Source organism: Burkholderia seminalis, assembly GCF_001718535.1.
Classification (GTDB): Bacteria; Pseudomonadota; Gammaproteobacteria; order Burkholderiales; family Burkholderiaceae; genus Burkholderia; species Burkholderia seminalis.
Map to the genome: position 1 here is coordinate 2,788,403 of NZ_CP013398.1, position 20,608 is coordinate 2,809,010.

The following is a 20,608-nucleotide window of genomic DNA, read 5'->3' on the forward strand; positions in this document are numbered from 1 at the left end:
GTGAAAGTCTTCCGCGGCCTGCCCAACGCCGAGAGCCGTGCCCCGTGCGCGCTGACGATCGGCAACTTCGACGGTGTCCATCGCGGCCACCAGGCCCTGCTCGCGCGCGTGCGCGCGGCAGCGGACGCGCGCGGCCTGCCCGTGTGCGTGATGACGTTCGAGCCGCACCCGCGCGAATTCTTCAATCCGGCCGGCGCGCCGCCGCGCATCGCGATGCTGCGCGACAAGCTCGAGGCGCTGCGCGATCACGGTGTCGACCGCGTCGTCGTCGAGCACTTCAACCATACCTTCGCGAGCCAGTCGCCGCAGGCGTTCGTCGAACGCACGCTGGTGAACGGGCTGCACACGCGCTGGATGATGGTCGGCGACGATTTCTGCTACGGCGCGAAACGCGCGGGCACCTTCGACACGCTGAAGGCGGCCGGCGAGCAGTACGGCTTCGAGGTCGAGCAGATGGGCACGGTGGCCGGCAGCGACGGCACGCGCATTTCCAGCTCGGGTGTGCGCGCCGCGCTCGCGGCCGGCGATCTCGACGCGGCCGCGCAGGCGCTCGGCCACGGCTACGCGATCAGCGGCCACGTCGCGCACGGGCTGAAGCTCGGCCGCGACCTCGGTTTCCCGACGCTGAACCTGCCGATCGCGCACAAGCGGCCGGCGCTCGCGGGCATCTTCGTCGTGCAGGTGCACGGCCTCGGCCCCGACCCGCTGCCGGGCGTCGCGAGCCTGGGCCTGCGCCCGACCGTCGACGATTCCGGCCGCGTGCTGCTCGAAGTGCACCTGCTCGACTGGCATGGCGACGCGTACGGCAAGCTCATCCGCGTCGAATTCCTGAAGAAGCTGCGCGACGAGGCGAAATTCGACGACCTCGAGGCGCTGTCGCGCGCGATCGCCCTGGACGTCGCGAACGCGCGCGCGTACTTCATCGAACGCGACCGGGCGCCGGGCAGCCGCGCCACGGGCTTCTCGACGTCGGCAACCGACCGAATTAGCTGATCCGGACGGCGGCGCCCGGCGCCGCACCCTCGCGCCGCCCACTCGCGCGCATCCCCGATTCACGACGCCCGAGCGTCTCCCGATTTAGATAGCGATCCCATCATGAGCAACAAGAAAGCCGATTCGAAACCGCAGGCCAAGTATCCGGTCAACCTGCTCGACACGCCGTTCCCGATGCGCGGCGACCTGCCCAAGCGCGAGCCGCAGTGGGTCAAGGAATGGGAGGAGCGCGGCCTCTACGAGAAGATCCGCGCGGCCAGCAAGGGCCGCCCGAAGTTCATCCTGCACGACGGCCCGCCGTATGCGAACGGCGACATCCACCTCGGCCACGCGGTCAACAAGATCCTGAAGGACATCGTCGTCAAGTCGCGCAACATGGCCGGCTTCGACGCGCCGTACGTGCCGGGCTGGGATTGCCACGGCATGCCGATCGAAATCCAGATCGAGAAGCAGTTCGGCAAGTCGCTGCCGGCAGCCGAAGTGATGAGCAAGGCGCGTGCGTACGCGACCGAGCAGATCGAGAAGCAGAAGGTCGGCTTCAAGCGCCTCGGCGTGCTCGGCGACTGGGCGAACCCGTACAAGACGATGAACTTCGTGAACGAGGCGGAAGAGATCCGCGCGCTCGGCAAGATCATCGAGAAAGGCTACGTGTACCGCGGGCTGAAGCCGGTGAACTGGTGCTTCGACTGCGGCTCGGCGCTCGCCGAGGCGGAAGTCGAGTACAAGGACCGCACCGATCCGACGATCGACGTGATGTTCGCGTTCGCGGAACCGGAAAAGACCGCGCAGGCGTTCGGCCTGCCGGCACTGCCGCGCGCCGAGGGCGGCATCGTGATCTGGACCACCACGCCGTGGACGATCCCCGCCAACCAGGCGCTGAACCTCCATCCGGAAATCGTCTACGCGCTGGTCGACACCGAGCGCGGGCTGCTGATCATCGCGCAGGAGCGCGTCGAAGCCTGCATGGCCGACTTCAAGCTGACGGGCCGCGTCGTCGCGACCGCGCCGGGCGTGAAGCTCGCCAACCTGCGCTTCCACCACCCGCTCGCATCGGCCCACCCCGGCTACAAGCGTACGGCCCCCGTCTACCTCGGCGACTACGTGACGACCGACACGGGTACCGGCGTCGTGCACTCGTCGCCCGCGTACGGCATCGAGGACTTCATGTCGTGCAAGGCGCACGGGATGACCGATTCGGACTTCATCAACCCGGTGATGGGCGACGGCCGCTACATCGAATCACTGCCGCTGTTCGGCGGCCTGTCGATCTGGGACGCGAACCCGAAGATCGTCGACGCGCTGAACGCGGCCGGCTCGCTGCTGCGCAGCGAGAAGTACACGCACAGCTACATGCACTGCTGGCGCCACAAGACGCCGATCATCTACCGCGCCACGTCGCAGTGGTTCGCCGGCATGGACGTCACCCCGCGCGACGGCGGCAAGACGCTGCGTGAAACGGCGCTCGAAGGCGTCGACGCAACCGCGTTCTACCCGTCGTGGGGCAAGCAGCGCCTGTTCAGCATGATCGCGAACCGTCCCGACTGGACGCAGTCGCGCCAGCGCCAGTGGGGCGTGCCGATGGCGTTCTTCGTGCACAAGGAAACCGGCGAGCTGCATCCGCGCACGCTGGAGTTGCTCGAGGAAGTCGCGAAGCGCGTCGAGCAGTCGGGCATCGAGGCATGGCAGTCGCTCGACCCGCGCGAGCTGATCGGCGACGACGCGAACCTGTACGAAAAGAACCGCGACACGCTCGACGTGTGGTTCGACTCGGGCACGACGCACTGGCACGTGCTGCGCGGCTCGCACAAGGATCAGCTGCAATTCCCGGCCGACCTGTACCTCGAAGGCTCGGACCAGCATCGCGGCTGGTTCCACTCGTCGCTGCTGACCGCGTCGATGATCGACGGCCGCGCGCCGTACAAGGGCCTGCTCACGCACGGCTTCACGGTCGACGGCGAAGGCCGCAAGATGAGCAAGTCGCTCGGCAACGGGATCGACCCGCATGAAGTCGCGAACCGCCTCGGCGCGGAAATCATCCGTCTGTGGATCGCGTCGACCGACTACTCGGGCGAACTCGCGATCTCCGAGGAAATCCTGAAGCGCGTGACCGAAGGTTATCGCCGCATCCGCAACACGCTGCGCTTCCTGCTCGCGAACCTGTCGGACTTCGACTTCGCGCAGCACGCGGTGCCGGTCGACGAATGGCTCGAGATCGACCGCTATGCGGTCGCGTTCTCGCAGCAGTTGCAGACGGAGCTGCTCGGCCACTACGAGAAGTACGAATTCCACCCGGTCGTCGCCAAGCTGCAGACGTACTGCTCGGAAGATCTCGGCGGCTTCTACCTCGACGTGCTGAAGGACCGCCTGTACACGAGCGCGGCCGACTCGCGCGCGCGCCGCTCGGCACAAACGGCGCTGTACCACCTGACGCACGGCCTGCTGCGCGTGCTCGCGCCGTTCCTGTCGTTCACGGCGGAAGAAGCGTGGAAGGTGTTCCAGCCGGCCAGCGACACGATCTTCACGGAAACCTACTATGCGTATCCGGAGGTCGCCGGCTCGGCCGCGCTGATCGAGAAGTGGGCGCTGCTGCGCGAGGTGCGCGGCAACGTGACGAAGGCACTCGAGGAAGCGCGCACCGCGAACCGCATCGGCTCGTCGCTGCAGGCCGAAGTCGCCGTGCACGCGAGCGGCGCGCGTTACGACGCGCTCACGAGCCTCGGCGACGACCTGAAGTTCGTGCTGATCACGTCGGCCGCGACGGTCGTCAAGGTCGACGACGAAGCGCAGGAAAGCGTCGACGTGGCCGCCTCGAAGTACCAGAAGTGCGAACGCTGCTGGCACTACCGCGAAGATGTCGGCGCGCACGCCGATCATCCGACGCTGTGCGGCCGCTGCTTCTCCAACCTGTTCGAAAACGGCGAAATCCGGAGCGCTGCTTAAATATGGCGAAAACCCTGTCGAAACCGGCCAGCGGCGCGCTTGCGCCCTGGCTCGGCATTTCGCTGATCGTGATCCTGTTCGACCAGTTGTCGAAGATCGCGATCCTGAAAACGTTCGCGTACGGCGCGCAGCACGCGCTGACGTCGTTCTTCAACCTCGTGCTGGTGTACAACCGCGGCGCCGCGTTCGGCTTCCTGTCGACCGCCGGCGGCTGGCAGCGCTGGGCGTTCACCGCGCTCGGCATCGGCGCGACGCTCGTGATCTGCTTCCTGCTGAAACGCCACGGCCAGCAGCGGCTGTTCAGCCTGTCGCTCGCGCTGATCCTCGGCGGCGCGCTCGGCAACGTGATCGACCGGCTCGTCTACGGCCACGTGATCGACTTCCTCGATTTCCACCTCGGCGCCTGGCACTTCCCGGCGTTCAACCTCGCCGATTCCGCGATCACGGTCGGCGCGGTGCTGCTGATCTACGACGAGCTGCGTCGCGTGCGCGGCTCGCGCTAAACGCGCATACTCGGCGTCGACGGCCGGCTTCGCGCCGGCCGTTCCGTTTGACCCTTGGAGGCCTGAGTTGGCACACGCAGAACTCGCAGGAAAACACCTCGTTCTCGGCCTGACGGGCGGCATCGCCTGCTACAAGATCGCCGAGCTCACGCGGCTGCTCGTGAAGGCCGGCGCGACCGTGCAGGTCGCGATGACCGAAGCGGCCACCCAGTTCATCACGCCCGTCACGATGCAGGCGCTGTCGGGCCGGCCCGTCTACACGAGCCAGTGGGATGCGCGCGTCGACAACAACATGGCGCACATCGACCTGTCGCGCGAGGCCGACGCGATCGTGATCGCGCCAGCATCGACGGACTTCCTCGCGAAGCTCGCGCACGGGTTTGCCGATGACCTCCTGTCGACGCTGTGCGTCGCACGCGACTGTCCGCTGCTCGTCGTCCCCGCGATGAACCGCCAGATGTGGCAGAACCCCGCCACGCAGCGCAACGCCGCGCAACTGCGCGCGGACGGCGTGTCGGTGCTCGGCCCGGATTCGGGTGCGCAGGCATGCGGGGAAGTCGGCGACGGCCGCATGCTCGAGCCCGAGGCGATCTATGAAGCCATCGTCGCGCACTTCGCGCCGAAGGTGCTCGCGCACCGGCGCGTGCTGATCACGGCCGGGCCGACGTTCGAACCGCTCGATCCCGTGCGTGGCCTGACGAACCGCTCGAGCGGCAAGATGGGCTTCGCGCTCGCACGCGCCGCGCAGCAGGCCGGCGCCGACGTGCATCTCGTCGCGGGGCCGGTCGCGCTCGACACGCCGTGGGGCGTGTACCGCCAGGACGTGCAGACCGCGCAGCAGATGTACGACGCGGTGATGCATGCGGTCGCCGATGCCGACATCTTCATCGCGGTGGCCGCGGTGGCCGACTGGCGCGTCGATCAGCCGGCCGAGCACAAGATGAAGAAGACGGCCGACCGCAAGATGCCGGCGCTCGCGTTCGTCGAGAACCCCGACATCCTCGCGTCGGTCGCGGCGCTGCCCGATCCGCCGTTCTGCGTCGGTTTCGCGGCCGAAAGCGGCGACCTCGACGTACACGGCGACGAAAAGCGCAAACGCAAGAACGTGCCGCTGCTCGTCGGCAATCTCGGCCCGCTGACGTTCGGCCGCGACGACAACGAAGTCGTGCTGTTCGAAGCGGCCGGCCTCACGCGCCTGCCGCGCGCCCCGAAGGACGAACTCGCGCATGCGCTCGTCGCGGAAATCGCGAAGCGCCTGCCCGACAACCGCCTGATCTGATCACCCGCGCGGCGGCGCTGGCCGCCGCGCCCTTCCCGACCGATTCGACGACCGCATGAAACTCGACCTGAAGATTCTCGACGCGCGCATGCGCGACTACCTGCCCGCCTACGCGACCACCGGCAGCGCGGGCCTCGACCTGCGCGCGTGCCTCGACGCCCCGGTCACGCTGCGGCCGGGCGAAACGACGCTCGTCCCGACGGGCCTCGCGATCCACCTCGCCGATCCCGGCTATGCGGCGCTGATCCTGCCGCGCTCGGGCCTCGGCCACAAGCACGGGATCGTGCTCGGCAACCTGGTCGGCCTGATCGACTCCGACTACCAGGGCCAGTTGATGGTCTCGACGTGGAACCGCGGCCAGACCGAGTTCGTGCTGAACCCGTTCGAACGGCTCGCGCAGCTCGTGATCGTGCCGGTCGTGCAGGCGCAGTTCAACATCGTCGACGATTTCGCCGAGAGCGATCGCGGCGAAGGCGGCTTCGGCAGCACCGGCCGCCACTGATCGGCATCACACGAAAAAGGGGCCGCGCGGCCCCTTTTTCTTTTCCGTTCATCGTCACTCGCCGGCCGGCTGCGCGATCCGCGCGGGCACCGGTTCGCGCCGCCGCGCCTGCGCGATGCTCGCATAGATCACCATCGCGACCAGCACGCCGAGCAACACGGCCGACGAGCCGACCGTCCCGAGCGCGAGGCCGCCCTTCGCGACCGGCTTCGTCAGCAGGTCGCCGACCGTCGCGCCGAACGGACGCGTGAGCACGAACGCGGCCCAGAACAGCAGCACGCCGGAGATCCGCGTGAAGTAGTGCGCGAGCACGATCACCGCCAGCAGCCCGCCGATCAGCAGCGCGCCGCCGCCGAAGCCGAGCCCCGAGCTGTCCGCGAGGAAATCGCCGAGCGCGGTGCCGAGCGTGTTCGAGAACAGGATCGCGATCCAGTACAGCAGTTCGACCTTGCGCGTGCGGATCAGGTCGACCGACAGCGATTCGCCGCTCAGGCGCCAGACCGCGAAGATCGCCAGCAGGATCGCGACGAGGATCGACGAACCGGCTGCGTAGCCGAGGCCGAGCGTGCGGTCCATGAAGTCGGACATCGTCGTGCCGGCCGTGCTCGTCGCGACGATCACGGCCCAGTAGACCGCCGGGCGATAGCGCGTCGTCCGGAGCTGGGCGCCCAGCGTCACGAGAAAGAAACCGAACAGCAGGATCGAGCTCACCGCGTAGCCGACGTTCAGCGTCATCGACAGCAGGTCGCCGCCGGTTTCGCCGAGCGTCGTCGCGCAGATCTTCATGATCCAGAACGCGAGCGTGATTTCGGGAAGTTTGTTCATTCGAACCCCATTTGCAGGAAGCGGCGAGCCGGCGCGTGCCGGCCCGCCTTGCGGACAGGATCGAATGTAGTCGCCGCCGGCTTAACGGAACCTTAGCGAACGTGAAGCCGGTGCACGAGTACGCCGGCGCCGTCAGCGCGCGTGTTCGTGCCGGTAATGCAGCGCGTACGCGAGCGTCAGCAGCACGGCGAACACGACGCCGACCACCATCGTCATCCGGAATTCGCGCGTGAACGCGGTGGTGAGCAGGATCGCCGCGACGAGCGCCGCGCCGAGCAGGCTGCCGAACGGGTGGCCCCACATCCGGAACGCGAGCACGGGGCCGCGATACCGCGCACGGAAGCGCAGGTGCGTGATGAAGATCATCAGCCACGTGAACAGCGCGCCGAACATCGCGATCGCCATCATCACCGTGAACGCGGTGTCGGGCGCGAGCGCGACCAGCACGGCCGCGACCGCGACGCCGCTGGTCGAGATCCACAGCGCCGCGCGCGGCACGCCGTTCGCGCCGAGCCGGCCGAACACCGCGGGCGCGAGCCGTGCGCGCGACAGGCTGAACATCATCCGCGTCGTCACGTAGAGCTGGCTGTTCATCGCCGACAGCGCCGCGACCAGCAGCACGAAGTTGATCACGCCGGCCGCGTACGGCACATGCGTCGCGGCCATCACCTTCACGAACGGGCTCTCGTCGGTACCGGCCGCCGTCCACGGCACGATCGCGAGCATCAGCGACAGCGTCAGCAGGTAGAACAGCACGAGCCGGAACACCGTCGAGCGGAACGCGCGCGTGACCGCGTGCTGCGGATCGCGCGCCTCGCCGGCTGCGATCGCGACGGCTTCGATGCTCATGTAGCTGAAGATCGCGACGATCACCGCGACCCAGGTGCCCCACGGCCCCTTCGGCATGAAGCCGCCGTGCGCGGTGTAGTTGGCGAAACCGATGCCCGATGCGGCCGGCGCCGACCAGACCAGATACGCGCCGAGCACGATGAACACGACGATCGCCGCGATCTTCAGCAGCGAGAACGCGTATTCGACCGTGCCGTACAGCGTGACGCTGGCGAGATTCACGGCGATCAGCAGCGCGGAGAAGCCGATCACCCAGTACCAGCCGGGTACGGCGGGGAACCAGTACTTCATGAACACGGCGATCGCGCTGATTTCGGTACCGATCGCGAATACGACCGCGAACCAGTACGCATAGCGCACCAGAAAGCCCGCGAGCGGGCCGACGTAGTGCTCGGCATACGCGCCGAACGAGCCGGCCGTCGGGTGCGCGACCGTCATTTCCGCGAGCGCGCCCATCAGCAGCAGCGCGATCAGCGCGCCGATCGCATAGGACACGAGCACGCTCGGGCCCGCGAGCCCGATCGCGAATCCGCTGCCGAGGAACAGCCCCGTGCCGATCGCGCCGCCGATCGCGATCATCGCCATCTGCCCCGACGTCAGTGCGTGGCGCAACCCTTGTTCGCGCGCGACGATATCGTCGAACGACCGTTGTTGTTGTGTCACTGCGTTACCACTCCCCTGCACCACCATCGCGCCGCCGGCGCCGGATAAAACGAAACGGCGCGGAGAACTTCCCGCGCCGTTCGCATGAACAACGAATTATCGCTTACTCGACTTCGACCGTCTCTTCGTTCGGCTTGTGCGGCGGATTCGCCAGCTTGTCGAACGACAACTGCACCTTGTCGTTTTCGTCGACGTCGACCGTCACGTGACCGCCGTTGAGGAGCTTGCCGAACAGCAGCTCGTCGGCCAGCGCGCGCCGGATCGTGTCCTGGATCAGCCGTTGCATCGGCCGCGCGCCCATCAGCGGGTCGAAGCCGTGCTTCGCGAGATGCTTGCGCAACGCGTCGGTGAAGAGCGCGTCGACCTTCTTCTCGTGCAGCTGTTCCTCGAGCTGGATCAGGAACTTGTCGACCACGCGCATGATGATTTCCTCATCGAGCGAGCGGAAGCTGATGATCGAATCCAGGCGGTTGCGGAACTCCGGCGTGAACAGGCGCTTGATGTCGGTCATCTCGTCGCCCGTTTCGCGGCGCGTCGTGAAGCCGATCGTCGCCTTCTGCATCGACTCGGCGCCCGCGTTCGTCGTCATGATGATGATGACGTTGCGGAAATCCGCCTTGCGGCCGTTGTTGTCCGTCAGCGTGCCGTGGTCCATCACCTGCAGCAGCACGTTGAAGATGTCCGGATGCGCCTTCTCGATTTCGTCGAGCAGCAGCACGCAATGCGGCTTCTTCGTAACGGCTTCGGTCAACAGGCCACCCTGGTCGAACCCGACGTAACCCGGCGGCGCGCCGATCAGGCGGCTCACCGCGTGACGCTCCATGTATTCCGACATGTCGAAACGGATCAGCTCGATGCCGAGCGTGAACGCGAGCTGGCGCGCCACTTCGGTCTTGCCGACGCCCGTCGGGCCGGAGAACAGGAACGCGCCGATCGGCTTGTCCATCTTGCCGAGCCCCGCGCGCGCCATCTTGATCGAGGCCGCGAGCGCGTCGATCGCCGGATCCTGGCCGAACACGACGCTCTTCAGGTCGCGGTCGAGCGTCTGCAGCTTGCTGCGATCGTCCTGCGACACGCTTTGCGCCGGCACGCGTGCGATCTTCGAGATGATTTCCTCGATCTCGCTCTTGCCGATCGTCTTCTTCTGCTTCGACTTCGGCAGGATGCGCTGCGCGGCGCCGGCCTCGTCGATCACGTCGATCGCCTTGTCCGGCAGGTGACGATCGGTGATGAAGCGCGCCGACAGTTCGGCCGCGGCCGACAGGGCACCCGACGAATACTTGACGCCGTGATGCTCCTCGAAGCGCGATTTCAGCCCGCGCAGGATCGCGACCGTCTGCTCGACGCTCGGCTCCGTCACGTCGACCTTCTGGAAGCGCCGCGACAGCGCCGCATCCTTCTCGAAGATGCCGCGATACTCGGTGAACGTCGTCGCGCCGATGCACTTGAGCGTGCCCGACGACAACGCCGGCTTCAGCAGGTTCGACGCATCGAGCGTGCCGCCCGACGCGGCGCCCGCGCCGATCAGCGTATGGATTTCGTCGATGAACAGGATCGCGTGCGGGCGCTCCTTCAGTTCCTTCAGCACCGTCTTCAGACGCTGCTCGAAATCGCCGCGGTACTTGGTGCCCGCGAGCAGCGCGCCCATGTCGAGCGAGTACACCTGCGCGTTCGCGAGGATGTCCGGCACTTCGCCGCGCGTGATGCGATACGCGAGCCCTTCGGCGATCGCGGTCTTGCCCACGCCGGCTTCGCCGACGAGCAGCGGATTGTTCTTGCGGCGACGGCACAGCACCTGCACGACGCGCTCGACTTCGGGCTCGCGCCCGATCAGCGGATCGATGCGGCCGTCCTTCGCCATCTGGTTCAGGTTCTGCGTGAACTGCGCGAGCGGCGTTTCCTTCTGCGCGTTCGCGTCTTCGCTTTCCGCGTTCGCGTCGGTCGACTTCGCGGCTTCGCCGTTGTTCGTCTTCGCGATGCCGTGCGAAATGAAGTTCACCACGTCGAGGCGCGTGACGCCCTGCTGCTGCAGGTAGTACACGGCGTGCGAATCCTTCTCGCCGAAGATCGCGACCAGCACGTTCGCGCCGGTGACTTCCTTCTTGCCGTTCGACGTCGACTGGACGTGCATGATCGCGCGCTGGATCACCCGCTGGAAACCGAGCGTCGGCTGGGTATCGACATCGTCGGTACCCGGGACGGTCGGTGTGTTGTCGTGGATGAAATTGCGCAGGTTCTGACGCAAGTCCTCGATGTTTGCCGCGCACGCGCGCAACACCTCGGCTGCCGTCGGATTATCCAGCAGGGCCAGCAGCAGGTGCTCGACCGTGATGAACTCATGGCGCGCCTGGCGTGCTTCCATGAACGCCATGTGCAGGCTGACTTCCAATTCCTGGGCAATCATGCTTCCTCCATCACGCACTGCAGCGGATGCCCGGCCTGCCGCGCATGGGTAACGACTTGCTCAACCTTGGTCGACGCGATGTCCCGCGTATAGACCCCACATACCCCTCGCCCTTCGCGATGGACCTTCAGCATGATCTGCGTGGCCGTCTCGCGATCCTTCTTGAAATACTCCTGGACCACCATCACGACGAATTCCATCGGCGTGAAGTCGTCGTTCAGCAGCACCACCTTGTACATCGAAGGCGGCTTGAGCTTCTGCTGCTTGCGTTCCAGGACGGTACTGTCCTGCTTGTCCGGGATAATCGCCATACACCCATTCTAAACAACTCGGACAGGCCCGCAATCCTGCCATAACCCGACCGACCGGCCGGCGCCCTCCCCGGTATCCCGGAACACGCTATCGTCTTCGTGCCATACGAAAGCCGGCTGCGGTGCCGGCTTTCACGCGTGGCGCGGAACACGAACCGTCAGGGGGCAACTGCACCGGAGCGTCGTGTCCGCATCCAGTATCCCACAAGCCGGGACGACTCGAACGCGTGTCACTCGAGCCTGGTATATGAGCCGATTATGCGGCTTTTCAAGCCCCGGCGCTCGGCGGCATGCTGCAAAGCAAAGCCGGAAAAACCCTGAAAATGGGTTCTTTACAACGACCCTCTAAACGTCTAAAAATTCCTCTTGACACTCCAATAAAGAGCGCCAACAATCAAGCTGGCACTTTTTTCAATTCGCCGGTTGGCGAAATGAATGAGGCCGAGGTGAGCTTGTGAGGGGGGAACGGCTGCATTTTCCGGTCGTTTAGCTTTTCGAGCGTGCTCGTGGTAAGTAGCAGCGACTGTGTGACAGGGGAAGTAGGAAATGGCAACTGGTATCGTTAAATGGTTCAACGACGCGAAGGGCTTCGGTTTCATCACTCCCGACGAGGGCGGTGAGGATCTGTTTGCGCACTTCTCGGCTATCACCATGAATGGCTTCAAGACGCTGAAGGAAGGCCAGAAGGTGAGCTTTGACGTCGTCCAAGGGCCGAAGGGCAAGCAAGCGTCGAACATCCAGGCCGTATAAGGCATCGGATATCTGACGAAGAAACCCGGCGCATTGCGCCGGGTTTCTTTTTTTGGAGGCCGGCCATTCGATAATCGATTGGCCGGCCTTTTCGTTCAATCCCGATAATTGAACACACATTGTCTTGTCACACATGCAGATCGGATATCGATCCCGCACGTGAAACATATTCACGACTTCGTTACACGACCTTCAGCGTGCCCATCATGCCGAGATCCTCGTGTTCGAGAATGTGGCAATGAAACATGCGCTCTCCGGGCATGTCTTGCGTGACGAGAATCGACACGGTTTCACCGCTGCGCACGTTCACGGTATCGCGCCATGCGCGCAACGGTTCGGTCGTGCGCGCGCCGCCCGACGCGCGCTCGATCACCTGGAACTGCGTGCCGTGCAGGTGGAACGGGTGATCCATGTCGGTGCCGTTGCGGATCTCCCAGCGCTCGACGTCGCCGCGGCGGCTCGTCAGCGTTGCACGGTGCGCCGCATAGGTTTCGCCGTTGATCATGAAGCGCATGCCGGCCGGCCGGCCGTGCGCCGCGCCCTTCATCATCGCGTCCATGTCCATTTCCTCGCCGAACTCGACCGTCTTGCGCGCAACCGGTTCGCCCAGCGGCGATACCGTGCGCAGCGTGGCCGGCAACGCGCGCGCGGCGGCGGGCGCGAACGCGACATCGGCCAGTGCCAGCGCCGGATCGGGCGGCAGGCTGCCGTGGCCGTCGTCGTGCGACATCGCCATCTTGCGGCGGTCGTATTCGGCCGCCTGCAGCACCGCGCGCGATGCGCGGTCGCCCGCGCGCACGAGCAGCTCCGCACGCTCGCCCGGCGCGATCAGCAACGACGTCACGCGGCGCGGCGCATCGAACAGCCCGCCGTCGGTACCCACGTGCTCGAACGCACGGCCGTCGTCGAACGCGACGCGCAGGTAGCGCGCGCTGCACGCGTTCCACACGCGCCAGCGCTCGTCGCCCGCGATGTCGATGCGCGGCCGGCGCGCGCCGTTGACCAGGACGAACTGACCTTCGCGGCCGTTCATCCAGTCCATCATGTCGTTCGGCGCAATCGTGCCGTCGCGCGCAAGCTTCAGGTCCGACACGAACAGGTTGCGCTCGGGCCAGCCGGCGAGCGGATCGTCCGCGGCGCGCACGATGAACGGGCCGGCCAGCCCGCGAAATACCTGCTCGGCCGTCATCATGTGCGGATGCGGGTGGTACCAGTAAGTGCCGGCGCTGCCCTTCGGTAGCGTGAAACGGTACACGCGCGACGCGCCGGGTGCGACGGGATCGGACGGATTGCCGTCCTGGTCGGGCGGCACGGGCAGGCCGTGCCAGTGGATCGTCGACGGCTGCGGCAGCCGGTTCACGAACTTGATTTCGACGGTGTCGCCCTCGCGCACGTCGATCAGCGGGCCGACGACGGGGCCTTGCGCGCCCGCGCCGAACTGCCAGAACGTGGTCGGCCGCGTGCCGCGCAGCATCGGGCGCGCGACGGGTTGCGCGACCAGCGTCGCCCGGAACGTACCGGGCTCGCGGCTTTCGTTCGCGAGCGTGCGCAACGTCGCGAGCGGCGCGCCGGCCGGCAGCGCGTCGGCGGCCGCGAGCGCGGCCGGCGCGGGCTTGCCGTGCCCCGCATGGTCCGCCATCCCCGACATGCCCGACATGTCGTCCATCGAATCCATGCCGGCCATGCCCGCATGACCGGCATGCTGCGCCCACGCGGTGCGCGCGAACAGCGACGCGGCTGCGACGCCGATGGCGCGCGACAGGAAGGTTCTCCGTCTCATCAATCGATCCTCGTTATCCATGCAGCGTCGCACGACCGCCACGACGCACGCGCCGGCCGGCCGGACCGCCGGTGCGCGACGCGAAACCTGATGCCCGCGTCATCATAACCGCTGGCTCCGCTCGAACGGCGCCGCCCCGGCCGGGCGGCGATACGCCGCAGCGCTACTGCTTACGGCCCTTCGGCAGCGATCGCCCCTGCCCTGAACCATGCCCGCCGCCGCATCCAGCCGCCCGTTTCGCCCCTACCGTCGGCCACCCGGTCGGCGCGTGTCGCGCCACCCCTCCACGAAACCGCCAATTTTTCACGATGCGGAACAAGTCCCTGCGTTGTAAAAATTCGTGGTGCAGGGCACAAATTTCCCGTTTCGCGATGGCAAAAAACGTTCCGCAATATGGAACATGGAAAATAATCCGTTGTTTTTAAACATGAATTTTTGTTTCGAGAAGCCGTTCTAGTTGCACCATCCAACCGGGTCGCGGACGTAGACTTTGTTCCATGCACTGACGCTTCGCCACGACGTTCGATACGGAACCCGGCGCAAGCAGCCAGTCGGGCCACAGCCGGCCGAGCCGGCAGGCGGCACACCAGAATCGCTTGTGATCAGAAAGGGAGAACGGAAATGAAGGGATTTCGCTTTGGTTCAGCGCTCGGGTCGTTCTACATCCTGCCGGGTAACGGCGGCTGGGAAGCGACGTTCGGCAACGCCCTGCTCGGCGCATTCTCGTGCCCCGAAGTCGCGGCCGACCACATCTCCCGCGGCGACTGCGAACACCTGTCCGAACTGGACACGGCCACGCTCGAGGTGCCGCACGAAATCGCCGAATGGGAAATCGTTCACGTCTGAATGGCAAGCCTGCAACGAAAAACGCCCCGGGCGACCGGGGCGTTTTCATTGGACGTCGGACGGCGAACGGCTAACCGCGCCGCGTCGACATACGCATCGGCTCGCGCGATCGCGCGGCCCGCGTCAGACGACTGCGTCGACGATGCCGTTCAGCGTCGCGCTCGGGCGCATCGCCTGGCTCGTCAAGTCGACGTTCGGACGGTAGTAGCCGCCGATCGCCTGCGCCTTGCCTTGCGCGGCCGCCAGTTCTTCCAGGATGCGCGCTTCGTTGTCGGACAACGACTTCGCCACGCCTTCGAACTGCGCCTTCAGCGCGGCGTCCTCGGTCTGCTCGGCCAGCGCCTGCGCCCAGTACAGGCACAGGTAGAAGTGGCTGCCGCGGTTGTCGAGGCCGCCGACCTTGCGCGCCGGCGACTTGTTCTCGTCCAGGAACTTGCCGGTCGCCTGGTCGAGCGTCTTCGCGAGCACGACCGCCTTCGGGTTCTGGTATGCGTTGCCGAGGTGTTCGAGCGACGCGGCCAGCGCGAGGAATTCGCCGAGCGAATCCCAGCGCAGGAAGCCTTCCTCGACGAACTGCTGCACGTGCTTCGGTGCCGAACCGCCGGCGCCCGTTTCGAACATCCCGCCGCCGGCCATCAGCGGCACGATCGACAGCATCTTCGCGCTGGTGCCGAGCTCCATGATCGGGAACAGGTCCGTCAGGTAGTCGCGCAGCACGTTGCCGGTAACCGAGATCGTGTCCTTGCCCGCGCGGATGCGCTCGAGCGAGAAACGCGTCGCGTCGACCGGCGTCATGATGCGGATGTCGAGACCGTTCGTGTCGTGATCCTTCAGGTAGCGTTCGACCTTCGCGATGATCTGCGCATCGTGCGCGCGCGCCGGATCGAGCCAGAACACGGCCGGTGCGCCGGTCGCACGCGCGCGGTTCACCGCGAGCTTGACCCAGTCCTGCACCGGTGCGTCCTTGGTCTGGCACATGCGCCAGATGTCGCCCGACTCGACCGCGTGCTCGAGCAGCACGTTGCCGGCTTCGTCGGTGACGCGCACGACGCCGTCCGCCGGGATCTGGAACGTCTTGTCGTGCGAACCGTATTCTTCGGCCGCCTGCGCCATCAGGCCGACGTTCGGCACGCTGCCCATCGTGACCGGATCGAATGCGCCGTGCTGCTTGCAGTCCTCGATCACGGCCTGGTAGACGCCTGCGTAGCAGCGGTCCGGAATCACGGCCTTCGCGTCGTACAGCGCGCCGTCCGGGCCCCACATGCCGCCCGAATCGCGGATCATCGCCGGCATCGACGCGTCGACGATCACGTCGCTCGGCACGTGCAGGTTCGTGATGCCCTTGTCCGAGTTGACCATCGCGAGGCGCGGGCGCACCGCGTATTCGGCCTTCACGTCGGCTTCGATCGCTTCGCGCGTGTCGGCCGGCAGGTCCTTCAGGCGCGCGTACAGGTCGCCGATCCCGTTGTTCGGGTTGAAGCCGACCTGCGCCAGCACGTCCGCGTGCTTCGCGAGCGCGTCGCGATAGAACACCGACACGAAGTGACCGAACAGGATCGGGTCCGAGACCTTCATCATGGTCGCCTTCAGGTGCACCGAGAACAGCACGTCCTGCGCCTTCGCGTCGGCGATCTGCGCGTCGATGAAGCTGCGCAGCGCATTGCGGCTCATCACCGATGCGTCGATCACTTCACCGGCCTTCACGGCCGTCTTTTCCTTCAGCACCTTCTTCGCGCCGTCGGTCGTCGTGAGCTCGATCTTCACGCTGCCGGCCTCGGCGATCAGCGCCGACTTCTCGCTGCCGTAGAAGTCGCCTTCGCTCATGTGCGCGACGTGGGCCTTCGACGTCGCCTTCCATGCGCCCATCTTGTGCGGATGCTTGCGTGCGTAGTTCTTGACCGACAGCGGCGCGCGGCGGTCGGAGTTGCCTTCGCGCAGCACCGGGTTCACCGCGCTGCCCTTGATCTTGTCGTAGCGCGCCTTGACCGCCTTCTCTTCGTCCGTCGACGGGTCTTCCGGGTAGGCCGGCAGCTTGTAGCCCTGCGCCTGCAGTTCGGCGATCGCGGCCTTCAGCTGCGGCACCGATGCGCTGATGTTCGGCAGCTTGATGATGTTCGCTTCCGGCTTCAGCGTGAGCTGGCCCAGCTCGGCCAGATCGTCGGAACCCTTCTGCTCGGGCGGCAGGATGTCCGCGAAGGCCGCGATGATGCGGCCGGCGAGCGAGATGTCGCGCGTTTCGACGGCGACGCCGGACGAGCGCGTGAAGGCCTTGACGATCGGCAGCAGCGAATAGGTCGCGAGCGCGGGCGCTTCGTCGGTGAGGGTGTAGATGATCTTGGGCGAAGTGGACATGGTCGATGCGTTGCTACGTGAAATGGGACTGAGGAGCGCCGGCGGGTAACCGGCGGGGAGCGACCAGGTCGGTCGCGAAAGGGGCGCCGGGTTCAGCCGGGCGATGGTGTTGCGAGGGCCGTCATGTTCTACCTTGCAGGGCCTCCGGGCCGCTTCGCGGCGCCGCGGCCCGCATGCCGGACCGCCCTGCCAACAAACCTGCCATCCACGAAACGCTCCGGCGCCGGCAGTCAGCACCGGAGCGGCCGGCATGCGCCGGCCCACCCCGGAAGGGGTCTTACATGTTCTCGATCAGCACTTCGCCGAAGCCGGAGCACGACACCTGCGTCGCCCCTTCCATCAGGCGCGCGAAGTCGTACGTGACGCGCTTCTGCAGGATCGACTTCTCCATCGCGGCGATGATCGTGTCGGCCGCTTCCGTCCAGCCGAGGTGGCGCAGCATCATTTCCGCCGACAGGATCTCGGAACCGGGGTTCACGTAATCCTTGCCCGCGTACTTCGGCGCCGTGCCGTGCGTCGCCTCGAACATCGCGACCGAATCCGACAGGTTCGCGCCCGGCGCGATCCCGATGCCGCCGACCTGCGCGGCCAGTGCGTCGGAGATGTAGTCGCCGTTCAGGTTCAGCGTCGCGATCACGTCGTATTCGGCCGGGCGCAGCAGGATCTGCTGCAGGAACGCGTCGGCGATCGAATCCTTGATCACGATCTCGTTGCCCGTCTTCGGGTTCTTCACGCGCATCCACGGGCCGCCGTCGATCAGCTCGCCGCCGAATTCCTTCTGGGCCAGCGCGTAACCGGCGTCACGGAACAGGCCTTCCGTGAACTTCATGATGTTGCCCTTGTGCACCAGCGTGACCGACTTGCGATCGTTGTCGATCGCGTACTGGATCGCCTTGCGCACGAGACGCTCGGTGCCTTCCGTCGACACGGGCTTGACGCCGATCCCCGAGGTTTCCGGGAAGCGGATCTTCTTCACGCCCATCTCGTCCTGCAGGAACTTGATGACCTTCTTCGCCTGCTCGGAACCCGCGGCCCATTCGATGCCCGCGTAGATGTCTTCCGAGTTCTCGCGGAAGATCACCATGTCGATCTTCTGCGGCTCGCGCACCGGCGACGGCACGCCCTTGAAGTACTGGACCGGGCGCAGGCACACGTACAGGTCGAGTTCCTGGCGCAGCGCGACGTTCAGCGAACGAATGCCGCCGCCGACCGGGGTCGTGAGCGGCCCCTTGATCGACACCACGTATTCCTTCAGCACCTGCAGCGTCTCGTCCGGCAGCCACACGTCCGGACCGTACACCTTCGTCGCCTTCTCGCCCGCGAAGATCTCCATCCAGTGGATCTTGCGCTTGCCCTTGTAGGCATGCGCGACCGCCGCGTCGACGACCTTGATCATGACCGGCGTGATATCGAAGCCCGTACCGTCGCCTTCGATATAGGGAATGATCGGCTGATCGGAAACGTTGAGCGAGAAGTCCTTGTTGACGGTGATCTTGTCACCGCCTTCCGGAACCTTGATGTGCTGATACGGCATGATCGACTCCAGTGACGTGGCTGAGCAGGTGATGCTGGTCGAAGCTGCGCGCGCGGCGGGGGCGCGGCATGGCCACCCCGTGACGGGCAACAGCGAGCCGCTATTCTAGCGCCCCAACCGGGCACTTCGGCATGAACCGCGGCACTGCGTATCAAGACCTCACTTATGTCTTATATAAGACAGAGGACTTGCCGTTCCGTATTATGCATTAAGATTCCGCCATTTGCCATAGACCGCCCGCCTCCGCGTCCCGCGGCGCGCCGGGCGGGCGCCCCGCCATGAACCTGATCGCCCTCAACAAGCCGTTCGGCACGATTTGCCAGTTTTCCGCGCACGAGACGCGCCCGTCGCTCGGCGACTGGGTAAAAACGCCCGGCGTGTATGCGGCCGGCCGGCTGGACGCGGACAGCGAAGGCTTGCTGCTGCTCACCGACGACGGCGCGCTGCAGGCGCGCATCGCGGAGCCGCGCCACAAGCTCGTGAAACGCTACTGGGCGCAGGTCGAGGGCGCGCCCGGCCCGGCCGACCTGAAGGCGCTCGCGCGCGGCGTCGACCTCGGCGACTACGTGACGCGGCCGTGCCGCGCCGAATTCATCGAGCCGCCCGACACGCTGTGGCCGCGCACGCCGCCGATCCGCTATCGCGCCGCGATCCCGACCACGTGGATCGAACTCGCGATCACCGAGGGCAAGAACCGGCAGGTGCGCCGGATGACCGCGGCCGTCGGCTTCCCGACGTTGCGCCTGGTGCGTGTCGGCATCGGCGCGCTGGACATATTTGCGCTCGGCATTGCGCCGGGCGAAACAATCGCACTGCCGCCGCGCGCGCCATGGGACGGTTTCGCGCCCGCCGGATGACGAATTCGGGAGGCGCGCATTTTTCGTCATCTTTTTCGTCAACCGCCCGCGAAGATCGCGCGTTAAACCACGCAGATGCCAACCTTAGCTATCCGGCATTGGCAGCCGAACCCGTGTTTGCGTCACGAAAGCGACGTTTTTCTCGAATACGATTCGGCGCCCGCAGCGCAATGAGAAATTTCTCGAAGCGTCTGTCAACCGAAAGGTGGATGGCACCGTTAGACGACATGACTCCTATTGCCGGGTCATTTGGTTAATTAACTAAAGCTGAGGAACACAACATGAACAAACTGATCGCCGCTCTGGTCGCTGGCCTCTTCGCAACGGCTGCTTTCGCACAAGCTTCGGCTCCGGAAGCTGCTCCGGCAGCAGCAGAAGCTGCTTCGGCACCGGCTAAGCACGCTGCCAAGAAGCACCACGCTGCCAAGAAGCACCACAAGGCATCGAAGAAGGCTGCAGCAAGCGACGCAGCAGCACCGGCAGCTGCTTCGAACTAAGTAAGCAAGCTGTAATAACGCAGTCAAGAACACGCAGTCTTGCCGTTCTTACGGCGTTGAAAGGCAGATCACCGCAAGGCGATCTGCCTTTTTCTTTTTTGTGCCCGCCGGCGCGCATCGCGTACCATGCGGGTCTCGTTTTCCAGACAGGAGCCATGCTGTGCAATTCTCCCTGCGCTCGTCGCTCGGCCGCCTAGCGCGCGCCGCCGTCTTTCCCGCCGCGCTCGCCGTCCTCGCGCTCGGCATGCAGGCCGCCGCCGCGCAGGTGCCGCCCGGCGCCAAGCAGCCGAGCGAGTTCCCGCGCGTGAAACTGCGCGCCGGCATGTACGTGATCGACGCGGCCGTCGCCGCGAACGACGCCGACCGCGAACAGGGGCTGATGTACCGTTCGCAGCTCGCGCCCAACGAAGGCATGCTGTTCGTCTTCAACGAGAACGCCGTGCACTGCTTCTGGATGAAGAACACGCTGATCCCGCTGTCGATCGCGTTCATCCGCGCGGACGGCACGATCACCGACATCGACGAGATGCGGGCGGAGACGACCGACAACCACTGCCCGCGCAACAACGGCGTCTACGCGCTCGAAATGAGCAAGGGCTGGTTCGCGGCCAAGGGCATCAAGCCCGGCATGAAGCTCGACGGCCTGCCGAAGGCCCAGTAACGGTCTTTTCCGCGGCGGCGCGCCGCGCACCGACCGAAGCCGGCCGCCCGCTGCGCGCCGGT

18 protein-coding genes are annotated in these 20,608 nt (G+C 66.0%); 11 read left to right on the plus strand and 7 right to left on the minus strand.

Annotated features, from left to right (window positions below):
- The 5 genes from WJ12_RS12640 (at window position 1) to dut (ending at window position 6,217) form a co-directional block, all read left to right on the plus strand.
- The gene (locus WJ12_RS12640) at window positions 1-993 is read left to right on the plus strand and encodes a bifunctional riboflavin kinase/FAD synthetase (RefSeq protein ID WP_034186316.1); all 993 of its coding nucleotides are present in this window, start codon (window positions 1-3) and stop codon (window positions 991-993) included.
- Window positions 994-1,095: 102 nt separating this feature from the next.
- On the plus strand, window positions 1,096-3,933 hold the full coding sequence (ileS, locus tag WJ12_RS12645) for an isoleucine--tRNA ligase (protein WP_069245687.1): 2,838 nt from the start codon (window positions 1,096-1,098) through the stop codon (window positions 3,931-3,933).
- Between the two features lie 2 nt (window positions 3,934-3,935).
- On the plus strand, window positions 3,936-4,436 hold the full coding sequence (lspA, locus tag WJ12_RS12650) for a signal peptidase II (protein WP_034186318.1): 501 nt from the start codon (window positions 3,936-3,938) through the stop codon (window positions 4,434-4,436).
- Between the two features lie 67 nt (window positions 4,437-4,503).
- Window positions 4,504-5,715, plus strand: a complete 1,212-nt coding sequence (gene coaBC / locus WJ12_RS12655; protein ID WP_034186319.1) for a bifunctional phosphopantothenoylcysteine decarboxylase/phosphopantothenate--cysteine ligase CoaBC — start codon at window positions 4,504-4,506, stop codon at window positions 5,713-5,715.
- 55 nt (window positions 5,716-5,770) lie between these two features.
- Window positions 5,771-6,217, plus strand: coding sequence for a dUTP diphosphatase (gene dut / locus WJ12_RS12660; RefSeq protein WP_034186320.1), 447 nt, complete (start codon window positions 5,771-5,773; stop codon window positions 6,215-6,217).
- 54 nt (window positions 6,218-6,271) lie between these two features.
- Here the strand turns inward: dut and WJ12_RS12665 are convergent, their stop codons facing one another.
- The 4 genes from WJ12_RS12665 to clpS form a co-directional block, all read right to left on the minus strand.
- Window positions 6,272-7,042: a COG4705 family protein gene (locus WJ12_RS12665; protein ID WP_059560311.1), complete on the minus strand. Its 771-nt coding sequence runs from the start codon at window positions 7,040-7,042 to the stop codon at window positions 6,272-6,274.
- 132 nt (window positions 7,043-7,174) lie between these two features.
- Complete coding sequence (locus WJ12_RS12670; RefSeq protein WP_034186341.1) at window positions 7,175-8,554, minus strand: amino acid permease; 1,380 nt, start codon at window positions 8,552-8,554, stop codon at window positions 7,175-7,177.
- Between the two features lie 103 nt (window positions 8,555-8,657).
- Complete coding sequence (gene clpA / locus WJ12_RS12675; RefSeq protein ID WP_034186321.1) at window positions 8,658-10,958, minus strand: ATP-dependent Clp protease ATP-binding subunit ClpA; 2,301 nt, start codon at window positions 10,956-10,958, stop codon at window positions 8,658-8,660.
- Window positions 10,955-11,269 (minus strand): ATP-dependent Clp protease adapter ClpS, encoded by a 315-nt coding sequence (gene clpS, locus WJ12_RS12680; protein WP_006398529.1) that lies wholly within the window; start codon window positions 11,267-11,269, stop codon window positions 10,955-10,957. The genes clpA and clpS overlap by 4 nt, the downstream gene beginning before the upstream one ends.
- 290 nt (window positions 11,270-11,559) lie before the next feature.
- On the opposite strand from clpS, the gene WJ12_RS35885 reads away from it, so the two are divergent.
- Both WJ12_RS35885 and WJ12_RS12685 read left to right on the plus strand, forming a co-directional pair.
- On the plus strand, window positions 11,560-11,727 hold the full coding sequence (locus WJ12_RS35885; protein ID WP_154233702.1) for a hypothetical protein: 168 nt from the start codon (window positions 11,560-11,562) through the stop codon (window positions 11,725-11,727).
- Between the two features lie 88 nt (window positions 11,728-11,815).
- Window positions 11,816-12,019 carry a cold-shock protein gene (locus WJ12_RS12685; protein WP_006488945.1) on the plus strand — a complete coding sequence of 68 codons (204 nt, stop codon included), beginning with the start codon at window positions 11,816-11,818 and terminating at the stop codon, window positions 12,017-12,019.
- 181 nt (window positions 12,020-12,200) lie between these two features.
- On the opposite strand, the gene WJ12_RS12690 is transcribed toward WJ12_RS12685, so the two are convergent.
- Window positions 12,201-13,799: a multicopper oxidase family protein gene (locus WJ12_RS12690; protein WP_059560308.1), complete on the minus strand. Its 1,599-nt coding sequence runs from the start codon at window positions 13,797-13,799 to the stop codon at window positions 12,201-12,203.
- 621 nt (window positions 13,800-14,420) lie between these two features.
- On the opposite strand from WJ12_RS12690, the gene WJ12_RS12695 reads away from it, so the two are divergent.
- Window positions 14,421-14,645, plus strand: a complete 225-nt coding sequence (locus WJ12_RS12695; RefSeq protein WP_034186323.1) for a hypothetical protein — start codon at window positions 14,421-14,423, stop codon at window positions 14,643-14,645.
- Between the two features lie 123 nt (window positions 14,646-14,768).
- Here the strand turns inward: WJ12_RS12695 and WJ12_RS12700 are convergent, their stop codons facing one another.
- Together WJ12_RS12700 and icd are read right to left on the minus strand one after the other, a co-directional pair.
- Window positions 14,769-16,997 carry an NADP-dependent isocitrate dehydrogenase gene (locus tag WJ12_RS12700; protein WP_034186324.1) on the minus strand — a complete coding sequence of 743 codons (2,229 nt, stop codon included), beginning with the start codon at window positions 16,995-16,997 and terminating at the stop codon, window positions 14,769-14,771.
- 277 nt (window positions 16,998-17,274) lie between these two features.
- Complete coding sequence (gene icd, locus WJ12_RS12705) at window positions 17,275-18,531, minus strand: NADP-dependent isocitrate dehydrogenase (protein ID WP_006478026.1); 1,257 nt, start codon at window positions 18,529-18,531, stop codon at window positions 17,275-17,277.
- A gap of 278 nt (window positions 18,532-18,809) precedes the next feature.
- On the opposite strand from icd, the gene WJ12_RS12710 reads away from it, so the two are divergent.
- From WJ12_RS12710 to WJ12_RS12715, 3 genes are all read left to right on the plus strand, one after another.
- On the plus strand, window positions 18,810-19,388 hold the full coding sequence (locus WJ12_RS12710) for a pseudouridine synthase (protein ID WP_034186325.1): 579 nt from the start codon (window positions 18,810-18,812) through the stop codon (window positions 19,386-19,388).
- Window positions 19,389-19,669: 281 nt separating this feature from the next.
- The gene (locus WJ12_RS34755) at window positions 19,670-19,885 is read left to right on the plus strand and encodes a hypothetical protein (RefSeq protein WP_011352970.1); all 216 of its coding nucleotides are present in this window, start codon (window positions 19,670-19,672) and stop codon (window positions 19,883-19,885) included.
- A 160-nt stretch (window positions 19,886-20,045) separates the two neighbouring features.
- Window positions 20,046-20,546: a DUF192 domain-containing protein gene (locus tag WJ12_RS12715; RefSeq protein WP_059560306.1), complete on the plus strand. Its 501-nt coding sequence runs from the start codon at window positions 20,046-20,048 to the stop codon at window positions 20,544-20,546.
- Window positions 20,547-20,608 lie beyond the last annotated feature (62 nt).